Source organism: Shewanella sp. GJ50-10 (assembly GCF_055808815.1).
The window spans coordinates 3,637,873-3,657,629 of record NZ_JBVVSS010000001.1 but is presented as its reverse complement, the minus strand read 5'-3'; the positions used below and the strand labels follow the sequence as shown (position 1 = coordinate 3,657,629).

The following is a 19,757-nucleotide window of genomic DNA, read 5'->3' as shown; positions in this document are numbered from 1 at the left end:
AGTAAATCCTTAATCAATGAGGCCGAGATTCTGACATTGTTTTAAGACAAAATTATTATGATTGCCTTGGTTTTTTGCAATTAGTTTATCTCGTAAACATTCTACGCTATCAACTGGGTAAGTTTTGTTCCATGCCTCGAATAATCGTCTCTGGCTAGAAGAAATAGACAACCCATAAGTTTGTTGCATGTAAAAGTAGGTACGAGAAATTGCGCCGCGGCTTTGTTTAGGAGGCTGCGCTTTTCGTCCTTTAAAGTCGACTACCATAGCACATTGGCCGTATTGGGTAGCTTGTCCGTTCCATTCGCTAAAACGATAGTTGCTTCTATCACCGTTTACTTCACCTACTGCTGGGGTGAGGTTGTGTAAATCGGATTCCATTTTTTTAAATTCAGGGCTGGTTCTACCACAATTTTTGCGACCACCGTCTTGCCAGCATTGTAGTTGATGACCGAATTCCCAAGCGGATACCACATGTTCCCATTCGATTCTGTTGGCGCGTGGAATTTGTTTTCGAACTTGATAACCACAGCTTTCTAAATCAGGCTTCCATTGTTTACCAACGACATTGATATCACAACCACAATAGAAACTGCTCATAGGTAAAGCATTGCTATATATTTTTTGGGCGACTTTTTTAGCACTTCTAAAGCTGGTTGGGTGCTTTGCTGCCTCTGCGCTATAACTGGTTATGACGGCGATGATAGCGATGACTAATACAGCGATAAATTGGTGATTTTTACTTAGGTGTTGATACGACAAAATAAACCCTAACTTCATTCAATACGGCACAGGGGATACGGGTTGGTATCACCTGATATTTGTGAAGGATGGTAAGGGATTGAAACTGCGGATGCAATGGGGTTTAACAATCGAATATGCTATTTATTATGCTTTCAATTAACTTGTTATGTATTAAATAAATCCTTATGCATTTTTAGCTTACATTATAGCTATTTAGATTCAGATGAGAGCACTTGCGCGCAGGTTTTACAGCGGTACTGAGTTTGATTACGCACGACTTTATTGTGGCGCCGAATAGATAGCATGACTGGCCCGCAAGCGCAGAAGTACTCAAATTGCTTACCAGCAACCGATTGAGTATTCAGTTGGTGAGTTGTATCTGCAGAAACATTGAAAACATGATGCATTATGCGTTGCCATTCAAGTCCGTGAGGTTTTACTCGGCCATATAATTGAAAGCTCAATAAATGGCTGATTTCGTGGGGCACAACTTGTTCAATGAATTCGGCGCTGTTTTCTTCCAGTAATACAGGATTAAAACGTAGTTTATTCACTTGTAAATGAGCGGTTCCGGCACTTTTCCCTCTCAATGTAAATTGCACAACGGGTCTTGGAAATTGACGCTTTAATATTAGCTCTGCTTGCTGATAGTCAGTTTCTATTTTTTGCAGTACTTGCTGTTGTGCTTCAGTTTTAGGAAGACAGCTTTGGGCGGGAACGAGTGATTTGGCTGGGCGTAAACCTGTCGCCTTAGTGGTTTTGGTTTGTGAATTACGACTAAACAGTGATTTAAACATAAGAGATGATTGTTAGGGCTGTAAATGATAGTGATGAGTATTTGGCTATAAGGCTCTCATCAAGGGTAGATAAACGCATTTGAGTGTATCGTGCTGAACAGGTTTACCGCAATCTTAATTAACCGCTATAAGGCAAACCTGTTCCTGGTAAAACTTATTCTTGCGCTGCGGCAAGCTTCACCATATCGACAATTTGCTCCACAATGGCCCATTCAGTATCGGCATCATAACCACTGACTCTTGGGGTATGGATGTGTCCAACTGGGATGTCACGTTTAAATTGCTCTTTTAGTAATATGCTACGGTAGGAAATTTCATTAGATAAATACCCACCACCTGAGCCCTCAACTGAAGTTTCATTAACTAACTCATAAAGCGACTTAGCGTCAAACTGACCACGACTAACGGTAGTGACTTGGTGGTTATCATTGACCTGCCATTGACCTTCAGCTTGTTGCATTGCTTTTACAGGGAGAGAGAATTCAACGAACTCTGGCCCATTTAAGGTGCCGCCATTAAATAACGGTGCTTTAGGTGTTGTTTTGCTGGCTCCAGTGTAAACGTTTAAGTTATCTGGCGCTGCAGCGCTTCGTCCACGAGCAGGGAAGCGTTCAATATCAAAATCATCACGGCCCATGCTAACAGTGAAAATCATATCAATACTGTTGTCTCGATACATAGGTGTGAGCAGTGATTCGATAATGCCATTATCAAAATCTGCAAATCTAACTGGGATCATCACGGTTTCAATTTGTGCTTGCTTACCGTCAACATCGAAGATCATGCCATCGAGAGCTAAGGCGGTTAACCCAGATGGATTACTTTGGGTGATATCTTTGTCTAAAAAGAATGGATCAAAACCCGTAAGCAAAATTTTGATGCGAGTTTCTGGCTTAAAATGAATATCGCTTAAACCGCGAGAAGACTTTTCAAATGCTTTAACAAGAATGTCTCGTTGCCAAGGTACAATATTATAACCAGCATCAGCAGTTTTTAAGGTTTTTCGCATGGCTAAACGGCTCCAATACAGAGCGCGATCATCATAGTTACCTGCTTTGACATCTGCAACCGCTTGCTGCCACAACTTGGTGCCTTGCGATGCTACCATTTGAGTAATGGCTAATTCATCAGTGGAAGCACTCAGTTGGTTATCTAGCTGAGTGTTGAGGTTATCAAAACGATTAGCCACATCAGCCATAACATCCATCACTTGCGGTAGGCGCAACTCTTCTACGTCTAGTTTGCTTGAGTCTTGAGCATAAGTGGAATGGGTACATAGAAGTACCGCAGCAATTAAAGTGCTGGTGATTAGGGGCTTGAACATGGCTATTCCTTTAGGATGTCTTTTCGTTGTTATGGTTTAATTTACCACGGCTTTGATACTAATTCATTATTGATTGCAAAGACTCTTGGCTACTGTATCGTTTGGCAAAAAAATCTAGAAAAGCGCTGATATTATTGGCTAATTGTTTACGGCTTGAATACACACCATAAACTTTAAATGATTCCATTGGCCACTCTTGTAAAATCGGAACTAAGCTTCCCGCAGCAAGTTCTTGCTTACAGCTGTTATTGGATAGCATAGCAATACCAAAATCATCTTGCGCTAGCCGCTTAACCATACTGGCACTATTCACTCTGACTTTACGCTTAAAGCTAGCCATGGTTTTTCGACTTCCTTTACCCACAGGCCAAATTGGCGCGGATAAACTCGTGCCTAATAATATACCACTGTGCTGGGCTAACTCTTGTGGTGTTGCAGGTGTGCCCGATTTTTTGAGATATCCGGGACTTGCGACTAAAATAGGTTGGCGTTCAAATAGCAATTTCGCGACTAAATCAGAAGATTCTAGCGGACCATACTTAATGGCAATATCGTAGCCTTCGCCCACTAAGCCAACATTACTGTCGGTAAATTGAACGTCCAGTTCGATATTAGGATAAAGGCGCATGAAGCTACTGCATAAGTTAGCGATCACTTCTTGGGAGAATGAGACTGGTATGGCCACTCGCAGTGAACCAGAAATATCACTGTGGGTATTTTCAATAATGGCTTTGGCCGCATCGATTTCTTGACTGATAGAGTCACAATGCTGAAAGAATAACGAACCGACTTGAGTGAGACTTAAATTACGGGTGTCACGTTGCAGTAGCCGCACGCCTAGCTGCTCTTCTAGCTGAGCAACCTTGCGACTAATGGTTGATTTTGGTTGTCCGATGTCTCGGGCTGCTTGTGAAAAACCTTTTGCTCTAACTACTGCTGCAAACAGCATCATACCGTTTAAATCAGGCACCTTAGCCTCACTGTCTCAAAAATGGAACAAAGCGTCTCCGATAGTTTAATGGTAATTTGACAGGGAACAAAGTTATATTTACCGTCTAAAAATTTTAGAGGCTATATAAGCAGAGGATCTTTTGATGACTAGCAAAAAGCAGCCCGTAAACAAGACAACAGCTCAAGCGGCTGATCCGCTATTTTTACAAGCGGAACATTTAGCTAAAGATTTTTCATTATTTCCTGCTCATAGCAAGCAATCTTTGGCTGAAGAAATCAAAGGATTGTTATCTGAAGATGCAATCCAATCAAACTTAAAAGAGTTAGCGACACTCGATGTCGATACCTACGTAACGAAAGTTATTCAACCGACTCAAGATAAAAACCGCCCAAGTGCAAAGCGTGTTATTGCTGATTTAAAAGGTAAGTTAATTGCCGAAAATCATCTTGGCTCGTTTTACAGTGCTGAAATCGAATTAAACTTTGGTTCTCGTACTCGCCGTGTTGGTTTTATTGCCCAAGAAAGAACCACTGGTAATGGCGCGTGGATGCCTGAGCATCACTTAGCTGCATGTAAAGCGATTCGTCACTTTTCAGAACTATCAATGCCAATCGTTTACTTAATTGATACTCCAGGTGCCGATGCGGGTGAAGTGGCTAACAGCCAAAACCAAGCTCACACCATTTCTAAAGCGATTGCTGAAAGTGCCAACGTTGACGTACCGACTGTCGGTATCGTTATCGGTGCTGGTTACTCTGGTGGTGCAATTCCATTAGCAGCAGCCAACATTTTATTGTCACTACGTGATGGTATTTTCAATACGATTCAGCCACAAGGTCTGCAATCTATTGCACGTAAGTACAACTTATCTTGGCAGGAATGTGCTAAGTCAGTGGGTGTTTCTCCTGAAGAGTTACTGACTGCAGGTTGTATCGACGGTATTGTTGATTTCTCTCCATATGATAAAGATGAGCGCCAACATAATTTACGCCGCGCGATTATCAGCAGTATCGAAGCTGTTGAAACTGCAGCGATTAACTTTGTTCGTGAATCAGAAGATTTACGTGAGCATTACGATCGCAGTCTGACTCGTTACTTAGACCCATCTAAGAACTTAGTAGCGTTAGAGAATAACCAAGGTTTGGCCGTTGCTAGCAGCCCAACCATGCACCACAACTTATTTGGTAGTGCATACCGTTATTTACGCTACTTAACACTGCGTAGCCGTATTCATTCAATCTCGGTTGAGCAGTACGGTCGTTTATCAAAAGTGAGTGTGCCAGAAGGTGACTTACTTGAGCGTATCCAACAAGAGCAAGACAGTGTCTTCCAAGCTTGGTTATCAACTCCTGATAAGCTTGTTTATGACGAAGAGCTGAATAAGCTTTGGGGTACGTTTGATAGCAAGCGTAATGAGATCTCAACTGAACGTAACGTGATCACACGTTTCATTTTAGGTGAGCCAAAAGAGAACTATAAGAAAGCTCGTAAAGCGTTATTGTTCAATATTGGTTGGTCTTTATATCACCGTTGGAAGAGCAATGCGGCTAACAACTTCAAAGGCTTAATTAAGCATCTTGAATCATTGCCAGCATCAAAAACTCAAGCGCCTTGGCCTGAATTAAATCAATTAACTGTTCTTGATATTGTGGTTAATGACGAGCTACGTGAAGACTTCATTTGGCAATGTCATAACGTATTAATCTTTAATGCGTTATACGACAATGTTGTTCAAAACTTAGCATCGATTTCGAAAGAAGCGATGATGTCTAAGAGTCTGTCTCGCGAATCGGTTGATAAGTTACTGCATACGTCTATCGATATCGCGCTTTCAAAAAATGACGACGCTAACGATAAGAACAAGTTCTACAAATGGCTTAAGTTCTTCATGGAACAGTCTAACCGTGCTGAATTGCTAACACGTGTTGAACAATGGAAGAGTGTAGGTAACCCACAGCTGAATGACAGCTTATTCGTTATCTTGACCTACTTCTTTGAGCGTTTACTGCCTGAATACTTTGACAGTGAAGAAGACCAAAGCAAATACACAGGTGCTATTAACCCTGTACGTATTGGTCGTCGTAAAGATTTCTGGAACCGTCTAACCATGGGTTACCAAGATCTGCTTATCCAAAAAGTACTTCGCGATGAAAAGCGCCAAGGAAAAATGGGTTGGGAGAATGTTATTGGTAAGTTCTTCAGCGAATTTGAAGAGTTAAATGGCGACAAGATGTCAGCTAACTTACTTAACTTTCCTGGTTTCCGTTTATCGATTGAAGATGCATTAGATAAAGGTATTCGCCCTTGTGGTTTGATTACTGGTGTTGCTGATTTTGAACATGGTGACAGTAAACATCGCGTTGGTGTTGCAGTGTCTAACATTGCATTCCAAGCAGGTGCGTTCGATATGGCAAGTGCTGAAAAATTCAGTGCGCTATTGATTGAATGTGCTAAACGTAAGTTACCAGTGGTATGTTTCATCAGTTCTGGTGGTATGCAAACCAAAGAAGGTGCTGCTGCACTATTCTCAATGGCGGTAGTCAATGACCGTATCACGCGTTTTGTCCGTGATAACGAATTACCAGTATTGATGTTTGGTTTTGGTGATTGTACTGGTGGCGCGCAAGCAAGCTTCGTGACACATCCGTTAGTGCAAACTTACTACCTATCGGGTACTAACATGCCATTTGCTGGCCAAATGGTTGTACCTGCGTACTTACCATCAACAGCGACGTTATCGAACTACTTGTCGAAAGTCCCTGGTGCAATGACGGGCTTAGTACACAACCCGTTCAGCGATACTTTAGATAGCCATTTATCAAGTATTGATCCATTAATGCCGCTACCAACGCTGCATGCTAATGAGATTATTGCTAAAGCATTATCAAGCCTAGTGCCTGAAGTTAAAGCCATTGAAGAGAAGATTGTTCAAGACGACCCTCGTGAGCTAATGAAGCCTATCGATAAAGTCTTAGTACATGCTCGTGGCTGTACAGCGGTGAAATTGATCCGTAAAGCACACGATAACAAGATTAACGTTGTACTTGTGGCATCAGATCCTGATATGACTTCTGTACCTGCAGACATGCTTAAGGTGAACGATAAGCTTGTTTGTATTGGTGGTAATACATCTGACGAAAGTTACTTGAATGCATACTCTGTATTGAAAGTAGCTGACTACGAAAATGTTGATGCACTTCACCCTGGTATTGGTTTCTTATCTGAAAGCCCACAATTCGCTGCATTATGTGTCAACAATGGGGTTAACTTTGTTGGCCCAAGCGTGCACTCAATGACAACTATGGGTAACAAGTCGAATGCGATTAAGACTTCACAAGACCAAAACGTCCCTGTAGTACCTGGTTCGCATGGTATTTTGACTAATGCTGAACAAGCTGTGAATGTTGCACTTGAAATTGGCTACCCAGTATTGCTTAAAGCGGTACAAGGCGGTGGCGGTAAAGGTATTCAAGTTGTAACTAAACCTGAAGATATGATTGGATTATTCCAAAAGACATCTACTGAAGCTGCAGCAGCATTTGGTAATGGCGATTTGTACTTAGAGAAGTACGTAACCTCTCTACGTCACATCGAAGTTCAGTTACTACGTGATAAATTTGGAAACACCAAAGTACTGGGTATTCGTGACTGTTCAGTGCAACGTAACAACCAGAAAGTGATTGAAGAATCTGGTTCGACAATGTTGCCAGAAGAGCTTAAGCAACGCGTGCTTGAATACACTCGTGACTTAGGTGATGCGACTGATTACATGGGCGCTGGTACCGTTGAGTTTATTTACAATCTTGATGCTAACGAAGTGTACTTCATGGAAATGAACACACGTCTTCAAGTTGAGCATCCTGTTACTGAAGCAACTTCAGGTATTGATATTGTTAGCGCGCAGTTTGATATTGCGGCTGGTCGTTCAATTGAAGATTTAGAGCCAGTTGATCAAGGTTACGCGATGGAAGTTCGTGTGACTGCTGAAAAAGCGGCACTTGATAGTGACGGTATTCTTCAGTTATTACCAAACCCCGGAATGATCACTGAGTGCATCATGCCAGAAGGTGAAGGTATTGAAATCATCTCTATTGCTGAAACTGGTAAAGAAGTATCGCCTTACTACGATAGCTTGATTGCACAAATCATTATTCGTGGTGAATCACGTGAAGATGTTGTGACTAAGATGTCAGCTTACCTTGATAACGTAGTGATTAAAGGTATCGCAACTAACATTCCATTATTGAAGCTTATCCTCAAGGATGCGACGTTTAATGAAGGTGTTTACGATACTAACTACTTACCACGCTTAATGGCTGAGTTAGATGTGCCTGCGCTTGTTGCTGAAATGGAAGCCGCTGCTGAGACAGTAGGTTTAGACACTGAATCACTGCGTGTTGCTGAAAGTAATGAGCTTAAAGTATTGGCACAAGGTGCTGGTATCTTCTATACCTCACCAGCCCCAGGTGAGCCAGACTTCGTTAAAGAAGGTGACATTGTTACTGTGGATCAGAATTTAGCGCTTACAGAAGCGATGAAGATGTTCTCGCAAGTAACTCTAGCTGGATTTAACCGTCAAAACGCTGTGCTTTACCCTGAAAATCAGAAATACCGTATTGAACGTATTTTGAATGGTAATGGCCAACAGGTTTCTCAAGGCGATTTACTGTTTGTTATTTTACCTATCGATGGTGAGTAATAATCAATTAGCGTGATAGCAAGGCTATTACGTTAACTAAATTGCTTGTATAAATCCTCAGTTGAAAAACTGGGGATTTTTTATCGCTACGCAAGATTGAACTCGTCACAAATTAACGTAATCAAGATTGAATGAATTGATACAAATTCGCTTTTTTGTTGCCGATTGCAGAAAAAATGTCTTACTCAGCCTATTCGTCATAAAAAATACACGATTTGGGTCTGAAAAATTAAGTTGTTTGAAAAATAAACAATAACTTTTATTTTATTGTTTTATTTAGGAATAATGAAATTAAAGGCAATTTTTTTTTGCAAAATGTGATAAATTTTGCAAGTCCTATTTGCGCATTTGAAGGTTCCCACTTACAATATGCGCCTTAAATAACCAGATGTGCGGTGTGTCTAGCTTTTTTACATACTCCGTTTACCTCTTAACTAATCATTAAAGTTGAATCATGACCGAATTATCCAAATACAGAAACATTGGTATCTTCGCTCACGTTGACGCGGGTAAAACCACGACCACCGAGCGTATCCTTAAGCTAACCGGTAAGATCCACAAGATCGGTGAAGTACATGATGGTGAATCTACTACTGACTTCATGGAACAGGAAGCTGAGCGCGGTATTACTATTCAGTCAGCAGCAGTAAGCTGTTTCTGGAATGACCACCGTTTTAACGTTATCGACACTCCAGGCCACGTTGACTTCACAGTTGAAGTATATCGTTCGCTTAAAGTTCTTGATGGCGGTGTAGGTGTATTCTGTGGTTCTGGTGGTGTTGAGCCTCAGTCAGAAACTAACTGGCGTTATGCTAACGAATCAGAAGTTGCTCGTATCATCTTCGTAAACAAATTAGACCGTATGGGTGCTGATTTCTTACGCGTTGTTAAGCAAACTCAAGACGTTCTAGCTGCTAACCCATTGGTTATGGTTTTACCGATTGGTATCGAAGACGAATTCTCTGGTGTAGTTGATCTACTTACTCGTAAAGCATGGGTATGGGATGAAACTGGACAAGCAGAAAACTACAAGATCGAAGACGTTCCAGCTGATATGGTTGACATGGTAGAAGAATACCGTGAAATGCTAATCGAAACTGCTGTTGAGCAAGACGACGATCTAATGGAAGCTTACATGGAAGGCGAAGAGCCATCTATGGAAGACATTAAGCGTTGTATCCGTAAGGGTACTCGTACAATGGCATTCTTCCCAACTTACTGTGGTTCTGCGTTTAAGAACAAAGGTATGCAGCTTCTTCTTGATGCTGTTGTTGACTACCTACCTGATCCAGTTGAAGTTGATCCTCAGCCTCTTACTGATGAAGAAGGTAACGAAACAGGCGAGCACGCTTTAGTTTCAGTTGACGAGCCATTCAAAGCTTTAGCATTCAAAATCATGGATGACCGTTTTGGTGCACTAACTTTCGTACGTATCTACTCAGGTAAGATCAAGAAAGGTGACACCATCCTTAACTCTGCTACAGGTAAAACTGAGCGTGTTGGTCGTATGGTTGAAATGCAAGCTGATGAGCGTAACGAATTAGATTCAGCTCAAGCTGGTGACATTATCGCTATCGTTGGTATGAAGAATGTTCAAACTGGTCACACTTTATGTGATGTTAAACATCCTTGTACTCTTGAAGCAATGGTATTCCCAGAGCCAGTTATCTCTATCGCTGTAGCACCTAAAGATAAAGGTGGTTCAGAGAAAATGGGTATCGCTATCGGTAAAATGATTGCAGAAGATCCATCTTTCCGCGTAGAAACTGACGAAGATTCAGGCGAAACCATCCTTAAAGGTATGGGTGAGCTTCACTTAGACATTAAAGTAGACATCCTTAAGCGTACTTACGGTGTAGACTTAATTGTTGGTGAGCCTCAAGTTGCTTACCGTGAAACTATCACTAAGGTAACTGAAGATAGCTACACGCATAAGAAACAGTCTGGTGGTTCTGGTCAGTTTGGTAAAATTGACTACATCATCAAGCCTGGTGAGCAAAACACTGGTTTCACTTTCAGCTCTTCAGTTGTTGGTGGTAACGTACCTAAAGAATTCTGGCCTGCAGTTGAGAAAGGTTTCGCTAGCATGATGAACACCGGTACTGTTGCTGGTTTCCCTGTGTTAGACGTTGAACTAGAACTTACTGATGGTGCTTTCCACGCAGTTGATTCGTCAGCTATCGCGTTCGAAATCGCTGCTAAAGGCGCATTCCGTCAGTCTATGCCTAAAGCCGGTGCACAACTTCTTGAGCCTATCATGAACGTTGACGTATTCAGCCCAGAAGACAACGTAGGTGACGTAATTGGTGACCTTAACCGTCGTCGTGGTATGATCAAAGACCAAATGGCTGGTGTTACTGGTGTTCGTATTAAAGCTGACGTACCGTTATCAGAAATGTTCGGTTACATCGGTTCACTACGTACTATGACATCTGGTCGTGGCCAATTCTCTATGGAATTCGCTCACTACGCACCATGTCCAAACAGTGTTGCTGAAAAAGTAATTGCTGAAGTTAAAGAGCGTGAAGCTAAGAAGTAATTCTTAACTAAACTCTTTAATTAAAAACCGCTGCCTTTGCAGCGGTTTTTTTATACTTAAAATTCAATACTGACAGTATATCTACTTGGTTTTTAATAAGAGAAAATAAAAACGCCTTTCCGAGTTTGAGGTGTCTTTAGCGCCTTGCAGCTTATATATCAAGATGTAAAGTGTAGGCAAAAATAGTATCAAGGAAGAGTCATGATTAAAGTAAGGCGCTTTACCACAAGCGACATAAAGCCTTTATGGCAGCTAAAGCTTAATACCATTCATAATGTTAACCGTCAGCACTATTCGTTAGCTGAGGTGACCGCATGGGCACCTCTTGAGTACAATGAAAGCGCTTGGGTGGAAAGAGTGACAAAAATGGATCCTTTTGTGGCTGAGGTTAATCATCTCATAGCTGGTTTTGCGGATGTTCAAGATGATGGTTATATCGATCATTTCTACTGCAGCGCCGACTTTCAGAGGCAAGGTGTGGGTGATGCATTAATGCAAGCTATCTTCAACAAGGCGATAAAGTTAAAGCTTAATAGTTTGTATGCTGAGGTGAGTATTACCGCAAAACCATTTTTCAGTCGATATGGCTTTGTGGAAGAAGAGGCCCAAAGTGTGGAAGTAAGAGGCCAGAAGATTAATAACTTTGTAATGCGTAAACAGCTATAAAAGTACTATACAAGTGCTTTGCAAGTGTTATGGAAGAGTAAAGCAATAAAAAATGCCACTGTCCTTGGACGGTGGCATTTTATTGTTTGCAATATACAGACTCAATAAAGCTTAGTTAGTGTGAGTATTACCGACAATTGCTTCTTTGTTGTCAGCTTGAGCAACGTGACACTGAACACAGAAGTAGTACTTATCGTCAAACTCGCCGTCAGCTTTCACGTGAGATGCATCAACTGGCGTAGCTTTCATTCGGGCCGCTTTCTCAGTGCTGTGACACGATAAACAACCATTTTTCTTCATGGTAATTTTATAAGAGTCTTTGTGCGGGATGAGTGGCGGCATATGCACAAATGTTCTTTCTAATGATTTACCACGGCTTGGGTAAGTCGCTTTAGCATCTGCTGGCATTGTTGCTGTAATAGCGACATCGCCAGCTAGTGATTTAACAGTCACTGGCGCAGCAGTTTCTGGTGTTTGTTGACCTGAGCATGCGCTAAGACTGAGCACTATCGCAGCAAGGCTGAGTATTTTCTTCATGGTTTACACTCCGTCATATCCATTATCATTGTAAATGGATAGAGAAAATTAGTGATGAGCGATGCCTATATTCCGTTTGATCAGACATCGCTTCAGTCAAGTTAGGCTTTAACAATCTTCACAGGACACTTCTTGAAATCCGTTTCTTTCGATAATGGATCCGTTGCATCAAGTAATAGTTTGTTTACCAGCTGTCTAGCATCAAAGAATGGCATAAATACCACGCCGACAGGTGGCTTGTTACGGCCTTTGGTTTCAACACGAGTTTTAACTTCACCACGTGGAGAAATCACTTTCACTTCATCACCATTTTTAAGACCGCGACTGCTCGCATCTTTAGGGTGCATGAATACTTGTGCATCAGGGTAAGACTTATGCAGTTCTGGTACACGGGCTGTCATACTAGCGGTATGCCAATGTTCAAGTACGCGACCCGTTGACATCCATAGGTCAAACTCTTCATTTGGCTCTTCAGCTGCAGGCTCAAATGGCAGAGCAAAAATCACTGCGCGACCATCAGGCTTGCCGTAGAAGTTATAACCTTCACCAGCTTTAACGTATGGATCACTACCTTCAACAAAACGGCGAACCGTTTCGGTACCATTAACTACAGGCCAACGTTTACCGCGGTTTTCATGATAGTTGTCAAATGCATCTAAATCGTGACCGTGCCCACGACCAAACTGAGCATATTCTTCAAACAGACCTTTTTGAAGGTAGAATCCGAATGCTTCATTTTCGTCGTTGTATTCGCCTTTACACTCAGAAGTAGGGAATTTGTCCACTACGCCGTTAGCAAACAAGATGTCATATAAAGTCTTTTCAGCATATTCAGGTTTTTTAGCAATTAACTCTGCAGGCCATACTTCAGATACTTTAAAGCGTTTAGAGAACTCAACAAGCTGCCATAAGTCAGACTTAGCACCTTCAGGAGTTGGAACTTGCTGGTGCCACATATGAGTACGACGCTCTGCGTTACCATATGCACCTTCTTTCTCAACCCACATTGCAGTAGGAAGAATCAAGTCAGCAGCTGTTGCCGTCACTGTTGGGTATGGATCTGATACCACAATAAAGTTTTCAGGGTTACGGAAACCTGGGTAAATTTCATCGTTAATGTTTGGACCCGCTTGCATGTTATTGGTACACATAGTCCAGTAACAGTTTAGTTTGCCATCTTTAAGCATACGGCTTTGAAGAACAGCATGGTAACCAGGTTTAGGCGGAATAGTGCCTTCTGGTAATTGCCATAACTCTTCAGTCATGGCACGATGCTTAGGATTTGCCACTACCATATCTGCAGGTAGACGGTGAGCGAATGTACCAACTTCACGAGCTGTACCACAAGCTGATGGTTGACCAGTTAATGAGAATGGGCTGTTACCAGGAGTAGCGATTTTGCCTGTTAACAAGTGAATGTTATAAAGCATGTTGTTTGCCCAAACACCACGAGTATGTTGGTTAATACCCATAGTCCATAAGCTCATGATCTTGATGTTAGGATCAGCATACGCTTTTGCCATTTCTTCAAGATTTTCAACTGGCACGCCACTCATTTCAGATGCGTATTCAGCAGTATAAGTACTAACGAATTTTGCGTATTCTTCAAAAGAGATAGGCTTAGACTTACCATTACCTGGGTTCTTTGCTTTCTGCTCTAGAGGATGCTCAGGGCGAAGACCGTAACCGATATCAGTCACACCTTCTGCAAAGTTAGTATGCTTGCTAACGAAGTCTTTATTAACCGCATCGTTTTGGATGATGTAGTTAGCAATGTAGTTCAAGATAACTAAGTCAGTTTGCGGCTTAAACACCATTGCGTTGTCGGCAAGCTCGAAGCTGCGGTTTTCAAACGTCGATAAAACGTGAACCTTGCTGCCAGCGTGGCTTAAACGACGGTCTGTTAAGCGTGACCATAGAATTGGATGCATTTCTGCCATGTTCGCGCCCCAAAGCACGAAGTGATCAGCTGCTTCGAAATCGTCATAGCTGCCCATTGGCTCATCGATGCCGAAGGTACGCATGAAACCACCTACCGCAGATGCCATACAATGACGAGCGTTAGGGTCGATATTGTTAGTTAAGAAACCAGCTTTGTGTAATTTAGATGCAGCATAGCCTTCCCAAATCGTCCATTGGCCTGAACCAAACATACCGACTGAAGTAGGGCCTTTTTTAGCGATGCTTTCTTTCCACTTGTCAGCCATAGTATCTAGAGCAACATCCCAACTAACAGGAGTGAAATCACCTTCTTTATCATACTTGCCATCTTTCATTCTCAATAATGGCGAAGTTAGACGGTCTTTACCGTACATGATTTTAGAAAGGAAGTAGCCTTTAACACAGTTAAGACCTTTGTTTACAGGGCTTTCTGGGTCACCTTGAGTCGCAACAACTTTACCGCCTTTTGTCCCGACTAAAACGCTACAACCTACACCACAGAAACGACATGGGGCTTTGTCCCATTTAATTTCTGCAGACTTCTCTTCTGCTTGAACCATTTTGATTGGTAAGGCAAGCCCAACAGCCGACGCGGCTGCAGTAGCGGCATTGGCTTTTAGAAACTCGCGACGGCTTATGCTCATGGTGTTTCCTCACTCTTTGCTGTTAGTTGTTAGCCTTAAATAGGCTAATCATCGTTTTTTATGCCAAATAATGGCTTTTTTCATCTCTATGTAATCGAGTTTAAACCTCACATTTTTCATGGGTATACCTCGCAATGAGTATACTGAGGATTTATTGTCGTAGATCACATTTTATCATGTGATCTATAACACATTTTAGAAGTTACTCAGTCACTTATTTAGCTATTGTTAATTTAATCGATACATTGATTCTAGGTGAAGATGGAAGAAAATGAAGGGGAAGTCGTGGATTTATCACATTTTATTTATTGTTCTAATTTCATCCATAAATTGATTTTAATTTAACCCATCCACTCTTTATTTTCTCACCATTTATCTAAGTACCTCTATGCGTATTATCTAGTGTGTATAAGATAGGGAGTAATGCAAACTAGTATCCAGTTAATTCCATATAACCATTGCCACTATGGCTACCGCTAACGTTAATGGGGCCTTCCCAATAAGCAATGGATAATGGCATATTGCTATCAGGGTTAAGAGCACTGATCGAGACGTCGATTTGCTCACTAATAATTGTTAGCTGCCAACTCGTAGGGTAGTTACCACTGTCGGTTTGCTGCCAACTAATAGGCATCATGGAAATATCATCAGGTGATTGTGCACTACTGATATTTCGGCCCGAACCGTCAACAAACATTCGTCTAGCACTGTAAAAATCGGGCGTATCTTCATTTGCGCCGCGAAGTTGAAATACCATTAATGCAGAGTCATCATCTAACCTGATGGAAAACCAGTCCCAACCTTGTTGGGCTTTGGTGAGAAATTGCGAACTCCACTCTCTATCTAACCAAGCTTTACCAGAAACCATTTCTTGTTTTCCGTTGCGTGTTATCGTGCCAGTTAAATCTATAAATGGTTGGCTATAGTAATAAGAAGCGACGGCAGCATCTGCACTTTTAATGCTGTAACCCTTGTCACCTTGCAGTTGCATTGGAGCGTGACTTGTTAAAGACAGCTGATAACTAAAATCGTTGGTTGCTACGGATAATGTCGCAGGAAAAAGCCCATTCGATTCACTAATCCATTGCCAGTCATCTAATTTTGCCCTGAATGGCTGGGCACTAATACTGGCAAGGTTAGGATGGCCTCGGGACCATTTTTCGGCTGCTTGATGATTACTTTTTGAGGTTAACGCGGCATGAGCCATATACATCTGTGAAGTTGCCCAATCAGATTTTTTATCAACATTTGAGTTATTAGCTGCAAGTGCAATTCTAAATTGAGTCCACTGAATACCAAGTTGCTCACCTGCTTGTGTTTGCATGTTGGCGGTTAAGTACCACCACTCTTGACGGAAATTGTCATGACTTTGGTGGTCGGCAGGAAAAGAAAATTGATAACCAGGTGTGACACTGTCGTAATCTTCCATTTGTGAAGATGGCTCACCCAATAAACCGCCCATACTAATAGTTGCAGTAGGCTCTGGCTGACAAGCCACTAACATCAGTAAAGCTGGCAACAGTAGCCATGAAATGGCTTTTTTCCGCTTAGTTTTACTTAATACAGCAAATGATGGACAGATTATCGGCTTCATAAGGCCTCCTGCTGCAAACTATTAATCAGCGGCTTTCTTGTTTGCCAGTAAAGTGGAATCGCAATGGCAACAGCGCTAGTGGTTAATGCGATAACCACCACTCGAATATAAGCTTGCCAGTCCCATAACATGGCGATACTCCAGCCGAAGGCTTGCAAGGTCACCTTGTTAATTAATAAGTATCCTAAAATAGCGCCAGTAGGTAATGCTACCAAGCATGTGACCAGAACAATGAGCTGCATCTGCACAAATGTCATGACTCTTAATTGACCTTTACTTATACCTAAAGCATAAAGCTTAGCCAGTGGAGCTTGCCTAGCTTGGGTTAACATCAAGCAAGCACTGAACAAGCCAATGGCCGCAACCATCAAGGTTAAGCTGTTGAGCACCATGGTAATAGAAAACGTTTGTTTGAACATGGCAATGGCTTGTTGTTTAATTTTTGCTTGGTTGTACATTTGCGCGTTAGAGATGAGCTTACTATCGACTAACAATTGCTCCAGTTCGCTGATGTCTCCTTGGTAACTGGCTGCAATGCTTTTGGGTTTTTCAGGTAAACCGACTTTTTTCCAAAGTTCTTGGTCAATGACGACTTGGCCTTTAGGGTTACCGTAATCAAAAAATATTCCGCCAATTATAGGCAATGGGTCACTAGAGCTTGAGGTATTGCTGGATAATTGTGAGCTCGAGGTTTGTGTAAAGGCATCTATTTCGAAAGTGTCGCCAAGGTTTAAAGCGTACTTTATGGCAATAGGCTCACTGATAAGGATTTGATTACCTAGTTGAAACTCTTGCCATAAGTCACTGGTTTGAGATTTTAATGAACTGGTGACTTTGGTTGAATATAAGTCCCTAGTAACCAGCTCGACTGGCATATTTTGGTAATGTGACTGAACAGTCCATTGGGTATAGACACCACTGACCTTTTCTTTATCGCTTAAAAAGTCTTGTATATCGAGAATTTTATCGCTTGCAGGGCGCATATATAAGTCAGCATGTAGACGGCTTTCGAGCCATGTTTTTAAGGTGACTTCAAAGCTCCCCACTAAGGTATTCATAGAGATATTGGCCGTTAATGCTAATAGCATCGCCATCATGGCAAGTGATAAAGGGCCGATTAACTCTTTGGTTTCAGCAATCATATAATGCCAAATACCCGCTGGGAAGATATGTGCGAGCCATTGGCTTATTTTGTATATGGTGAGCGGCAGCAAGAGTGGGATTGCAACAATCACCACTCCCATTAACCCTAAACTGACTTGATACTGTTCGGCGAAAGGGAAGGCAATTGCACAAGCAATTAAACTCACTGAGGCAACCGCAAATTGAACCCTATGAGTTCGAACGAGGTGGCGTACCTGGTTAGTTTTAGTACTTATTCGCGCAAGGGGTTGATTGGTGAGTTGTCTATATAGCGGTAAGCAAGCTAATAGCCCGGCAAATAAAGTTAGACCAATTGCTTGTACCAACCATTGCCATTGCCATGAACCCGGCATAAGTCTAGCGCCGTAGAGTTGTTCTAAGGTCATTGCCACCATAGGTTGTAGCCACAAACTTAGTTGCAGCCCAAGAATAAAACCGACAACTGAGCCAACTATCACCAGTAGCATTAGTTCGCAGATTAATGCCAGCATTAAGCGATTCTTTTGAATTCCCAACTGAAGTAATTGCACCAGTAATTTTTGCCGCTTCATTAAACTGTAGCGCACCCCGTTGTAGGCGATGAAAAGTCCAACTACAAATGCCAACATACTCATGGCATTGAGATTTAGATGAAAACTGCGGGTGAGTTCCTGTAGAGCTTGGCCTTGATCCTGTTCAGTAATATTGGCTTGTTGTTGCAGTAGGTTTTGCTGATTAATACGTTTAATCAATGCCTCGGGATTATCAAATAACGCAATGTAAGAAAGCTGCTTTGGCTGATGCAATAATTTTTGAGCCAGTGAAATATCAGCCACTATGGCATTACCGAGTCCAAAATCATCATCTAAGCCGACAACCTCTAGTTTGATGATGGCAGCATTATCTTTGCTGGGATCTTGCAAATAAAACTCACCATTAGGGGCGACGTTTTCTGCTAATGACTGACTCATTAATAGAATGTTTTCTGCTGCGAGTAATCTGGCTAAAGGAATATTAGGGTTAACAAAGCCGTTGTTTTGACTTGCGTGCTCATCTGAATTTTCATCACTTGATGCTGTCTGGCTAGCTTGTAGATTAATTGCAGCAAATAAATCGCTGCCTTGAATTTGCCAGCGCCTTCCTTGTGAGTCCACCACAAGGCCATTCACTATAGCTAAGGCGTTGCTTATGCCTGATTGACGTAATCTAAAATAAACTTGCTCATCAAGATAACGGTCACCGGCAGCCGGTGTAATAAGTAAACGGGCTCTTTGGCTTAATAGCTCAGTTGCTTCACTATAACTTCGAACAGCATTCTCGTTAGTGGATTTAACCCCAATAAGTAAAGTCACAGCTAGGATTATGCCAAGTAATATAGCGCCAGCTTGCAAAGGTGCATGTCGATAATGGGCAAAGAATAAACGCAAACTAAACCCTATCTCAGATAATGCACTTATCTTGGGAAAAGTTGCTTTGCTTGCATTGTTAGTTTGAGCTTGCACATTACTCATGGATTTTACCTTGCTCTAAATGCCAACGTCTGTGCATGTAATTGGCGCAAGTATTACTATGAGTCACCATTAAAACCGTTGTATTAGCCGCTTGTGCTAACTCACATAGCAATTGCATGACTTGTTGACCGGCTTTTTCATCAAGGTTACCGGTGGGTTCATCTGCGAGCAGTAATGCTGGTTGATGTACGAGTGCTCTGGCAATGGCAACACGTTGTTGTTGACCACCAGATAAGGTTTCGACGGGCCTTGATAACACTTCAGTAAGTGCGAGCTTATCAATTAGCTCATCGCACCAAGGGCTCCATTTGAGTTTATTGAGTTGTAATGGAAAGCGAATGTTATCAAGAACATTTAATGGAGTGAGTAAATTAAATTGCTGAAATACAATACCGAGTTGCTGACGACGAAAGTCACTCCAATGATTGTCCTGCCATTGCTCAGCTTGTTGTCCTAATAGCTGCAGTTCACCAGAGTCGATTCTTTCAAATCCTGCAATAATATTAAGCAGGGTGCTTTTCCCTGTTCCACTTGGCCCCGTTAGTGCGATGGTGTCGCCGATGTTCAATGTTAAATCGACGCAATCGAGTACTTGATGGTATTGGTCGCCATCAGTAAATCCTTTTGATACCTGCGTTAGTTGGCTGACAACTTGGCTCACATCGGTTTGCATAACAAGATCCAGTA

12 protein-coding genes are annotated in these 19,757 nt (G+C 41.9%); 3 read left to right on the top strand and 9 right to left on the bottom strand.

From position 1 onward, the window contains the following. Nucleotides 1–9: 9 nt before the first annotated feature. The 4 genes from AC0L4E_RS15395 to AC0L4E_RS15380 all read right to left on the bottom strand — a co-directional run bounded on the left by AC0L4E_RS15395 (nucleotide 10) and on the right by AC0L4E_RS15380 (nucleotide 3,835). Nucleotides 10–711, bottom strand: a complete 702-nt coding sequence (locus AC0L4E_RS15395; RefSeq protein WP_473681688.1) for an endonuclease — start codon at nucleotides 709–711, stop codon at nucleotides 10–12. Nucleotides 712–953: 242 nt separating this feature from the next. Then, nucleotides 954–1,541, bottom strand: a complete 588-nt coding sequence (locus tag AC0L4E_RS15390) for a SprT family zinc-dependent metalloprotease (protein WP_473679917.1) — start codon at nucleotides 1,539–1,541, stop codon at nucleotides 954–956. A gap of 154 nt (nucleotides 1,542–1,695) precedes the next feature. Further along, entirely contained in the window at nucleotides 1,696–2,865 is a 1,170-nt protein-coding gene (locus AC0L4E_RS15385) for a pyroglutamyl-peptidase I family protein (RefSeq protein ID WP_473679916.1), read from the bottom strand. 58 nt (nucleotides 2,866–2,923) lie between these two features. Further along, nucleotides 2,924–3,835, bottom strand: a complete 912-nt coding sequence (locus tag AC0L4E_RS15380) for a LysR family transcriptional regulator (protein ID WP_220753889.1) — start codon at nucleotides 3,833–3,835, stop codon at nucleotides 2,924–2,926. 124 nt (nucleotides 3,836–3,959) lie between these two features. On the opposite strand from AC0L4E_RS15380, the gene AC0L4E_RS15375 reads away from it, so the two are divergent. The 3 genes from AC0L4E_RS15375 to AC0L4E_RS15365 all read left to right on the top strand — a co-directional run bounded on the left by AC0L4E_RS15375 (nucleotide 3,960) and on the right by AC0L4E_RS15365 (nucleotide 11,721). Continuing rightward, entirely contained in the window at nucleotides 3,960–8,516 is a 4,557-nt protein-coding gene (locus tag AC0L4E_RS15375) for an ATP-binding protein (protein WP_473679915.1), read from the top strand. Nucleotides 8,517–8,970: 454 nt separating this feature from the next. Then, nucleotides 8,971–11,055, top strand: a complete 2,085-nt coding sequence (gene fusA, locus AC0L4E_RS15370; RefSeq protein WP_473679914.1) for an elongation factor G — start codon at nucleotides 8,971–8,973, stop codon at nucleotides 11,053–11,055. Nucleotides 11,056–11,256: 201 nt separating this feature from the next. Next, the gene (locus AC0L4E_RS15365) at nucleotides 11,257–11,721 is read left to right on the top strand and encodes a GNAT family N-acetyltransferase (protein WP_473679913.1); all 465 of its coding nucleotides are present in this window, start codon (nucleotides 11,257–11,259) and stop codon (nucleotides 11,719–11,721) included. Nucleotides 11,722–11,832: 111 nt separating this feature from the next. On the opposite strand, the gene AC0L4E_RS15360 is transcribed toward AC0L4E_RS15365, so the two are convergent. The 5 genes from AC0L4E_RS15360 to AC0L4E_RS15340 all read right to left on the bottom strand — a co-directional run bounded on the left by AC0L4E_RS15360 (nucleotide 11,833) and on the right by AC0L4E_RS15340 (nucleotide 19,743). Continuing rightward, entirely contained in the window at nucleotides 11,833–12,258 is a 426-nt protein-coding gene (locus AC0L4E_RS15360) for a nitrate reductase cytochrome c-type subunit (RefSeq protein ID WP_285163287.1), read from the bottom strand. Nucleotides 12,259–12,359: 101 nt separating this feature from the next. Continuing rightward, nucleotides 12,360–14,843, bottom strand: coding sequence for a nitrate reductase catalytic subunit NapA (gene napA, locus AC0L4E_RS15355; protein ID WP_473679912.1), 2,484 nt, complete (start codon nucleotides 14,841–14,843; stop codon nucleotides 12,360–12,362). A gap of 430 nt (nucleotides 14,844–15,273) precedes the next feature. Continuing rightward, complete coding sequence (locus AC0L4E_RS15350) at nucleotides 15,274–16,437, bottom strand: lipocalin-like domain-containing protein (protein WP_473679911.1); 1,164 nt, start codon at nucleotides 16,435–16,437, stop codon at nucleotides 15,274–15,276. Beyond that, complete coding sequence (locus AC0L4E_RS15345) at nucleotides 16,434–19,070, bottom strand: ABC transporter permease (RefSeq protein ID WP_473679910.1); 2,637 nt, start codon at nucleotides 19,068–19,070, stop codon at nucleotides 16,434–16,436. The genes AC0L4E_RS15350 and AC0L4E_RS15345 overlap by 4 nt, the downstream gene beginning before the upstream one ends. Beyond that, nucleotides 19,063–19,743, bottom strand: coding sequence for an ABC transporter ATP-binding protein (locus AC0L4E_RS15340; RefSeq protein ID WP_473679909.1), 681 nt, complete (start codon nucleotides 19,741–19,743; stop codon nucleotides 19,063–19,065). Before AC0L4E_RS15340 ends, AC0L4E_RS15345 begins: the two co-directional genes overlap by 8 nt. Nucleotides 19,744–19,757 lie beyond the last annotated feature (14 nt).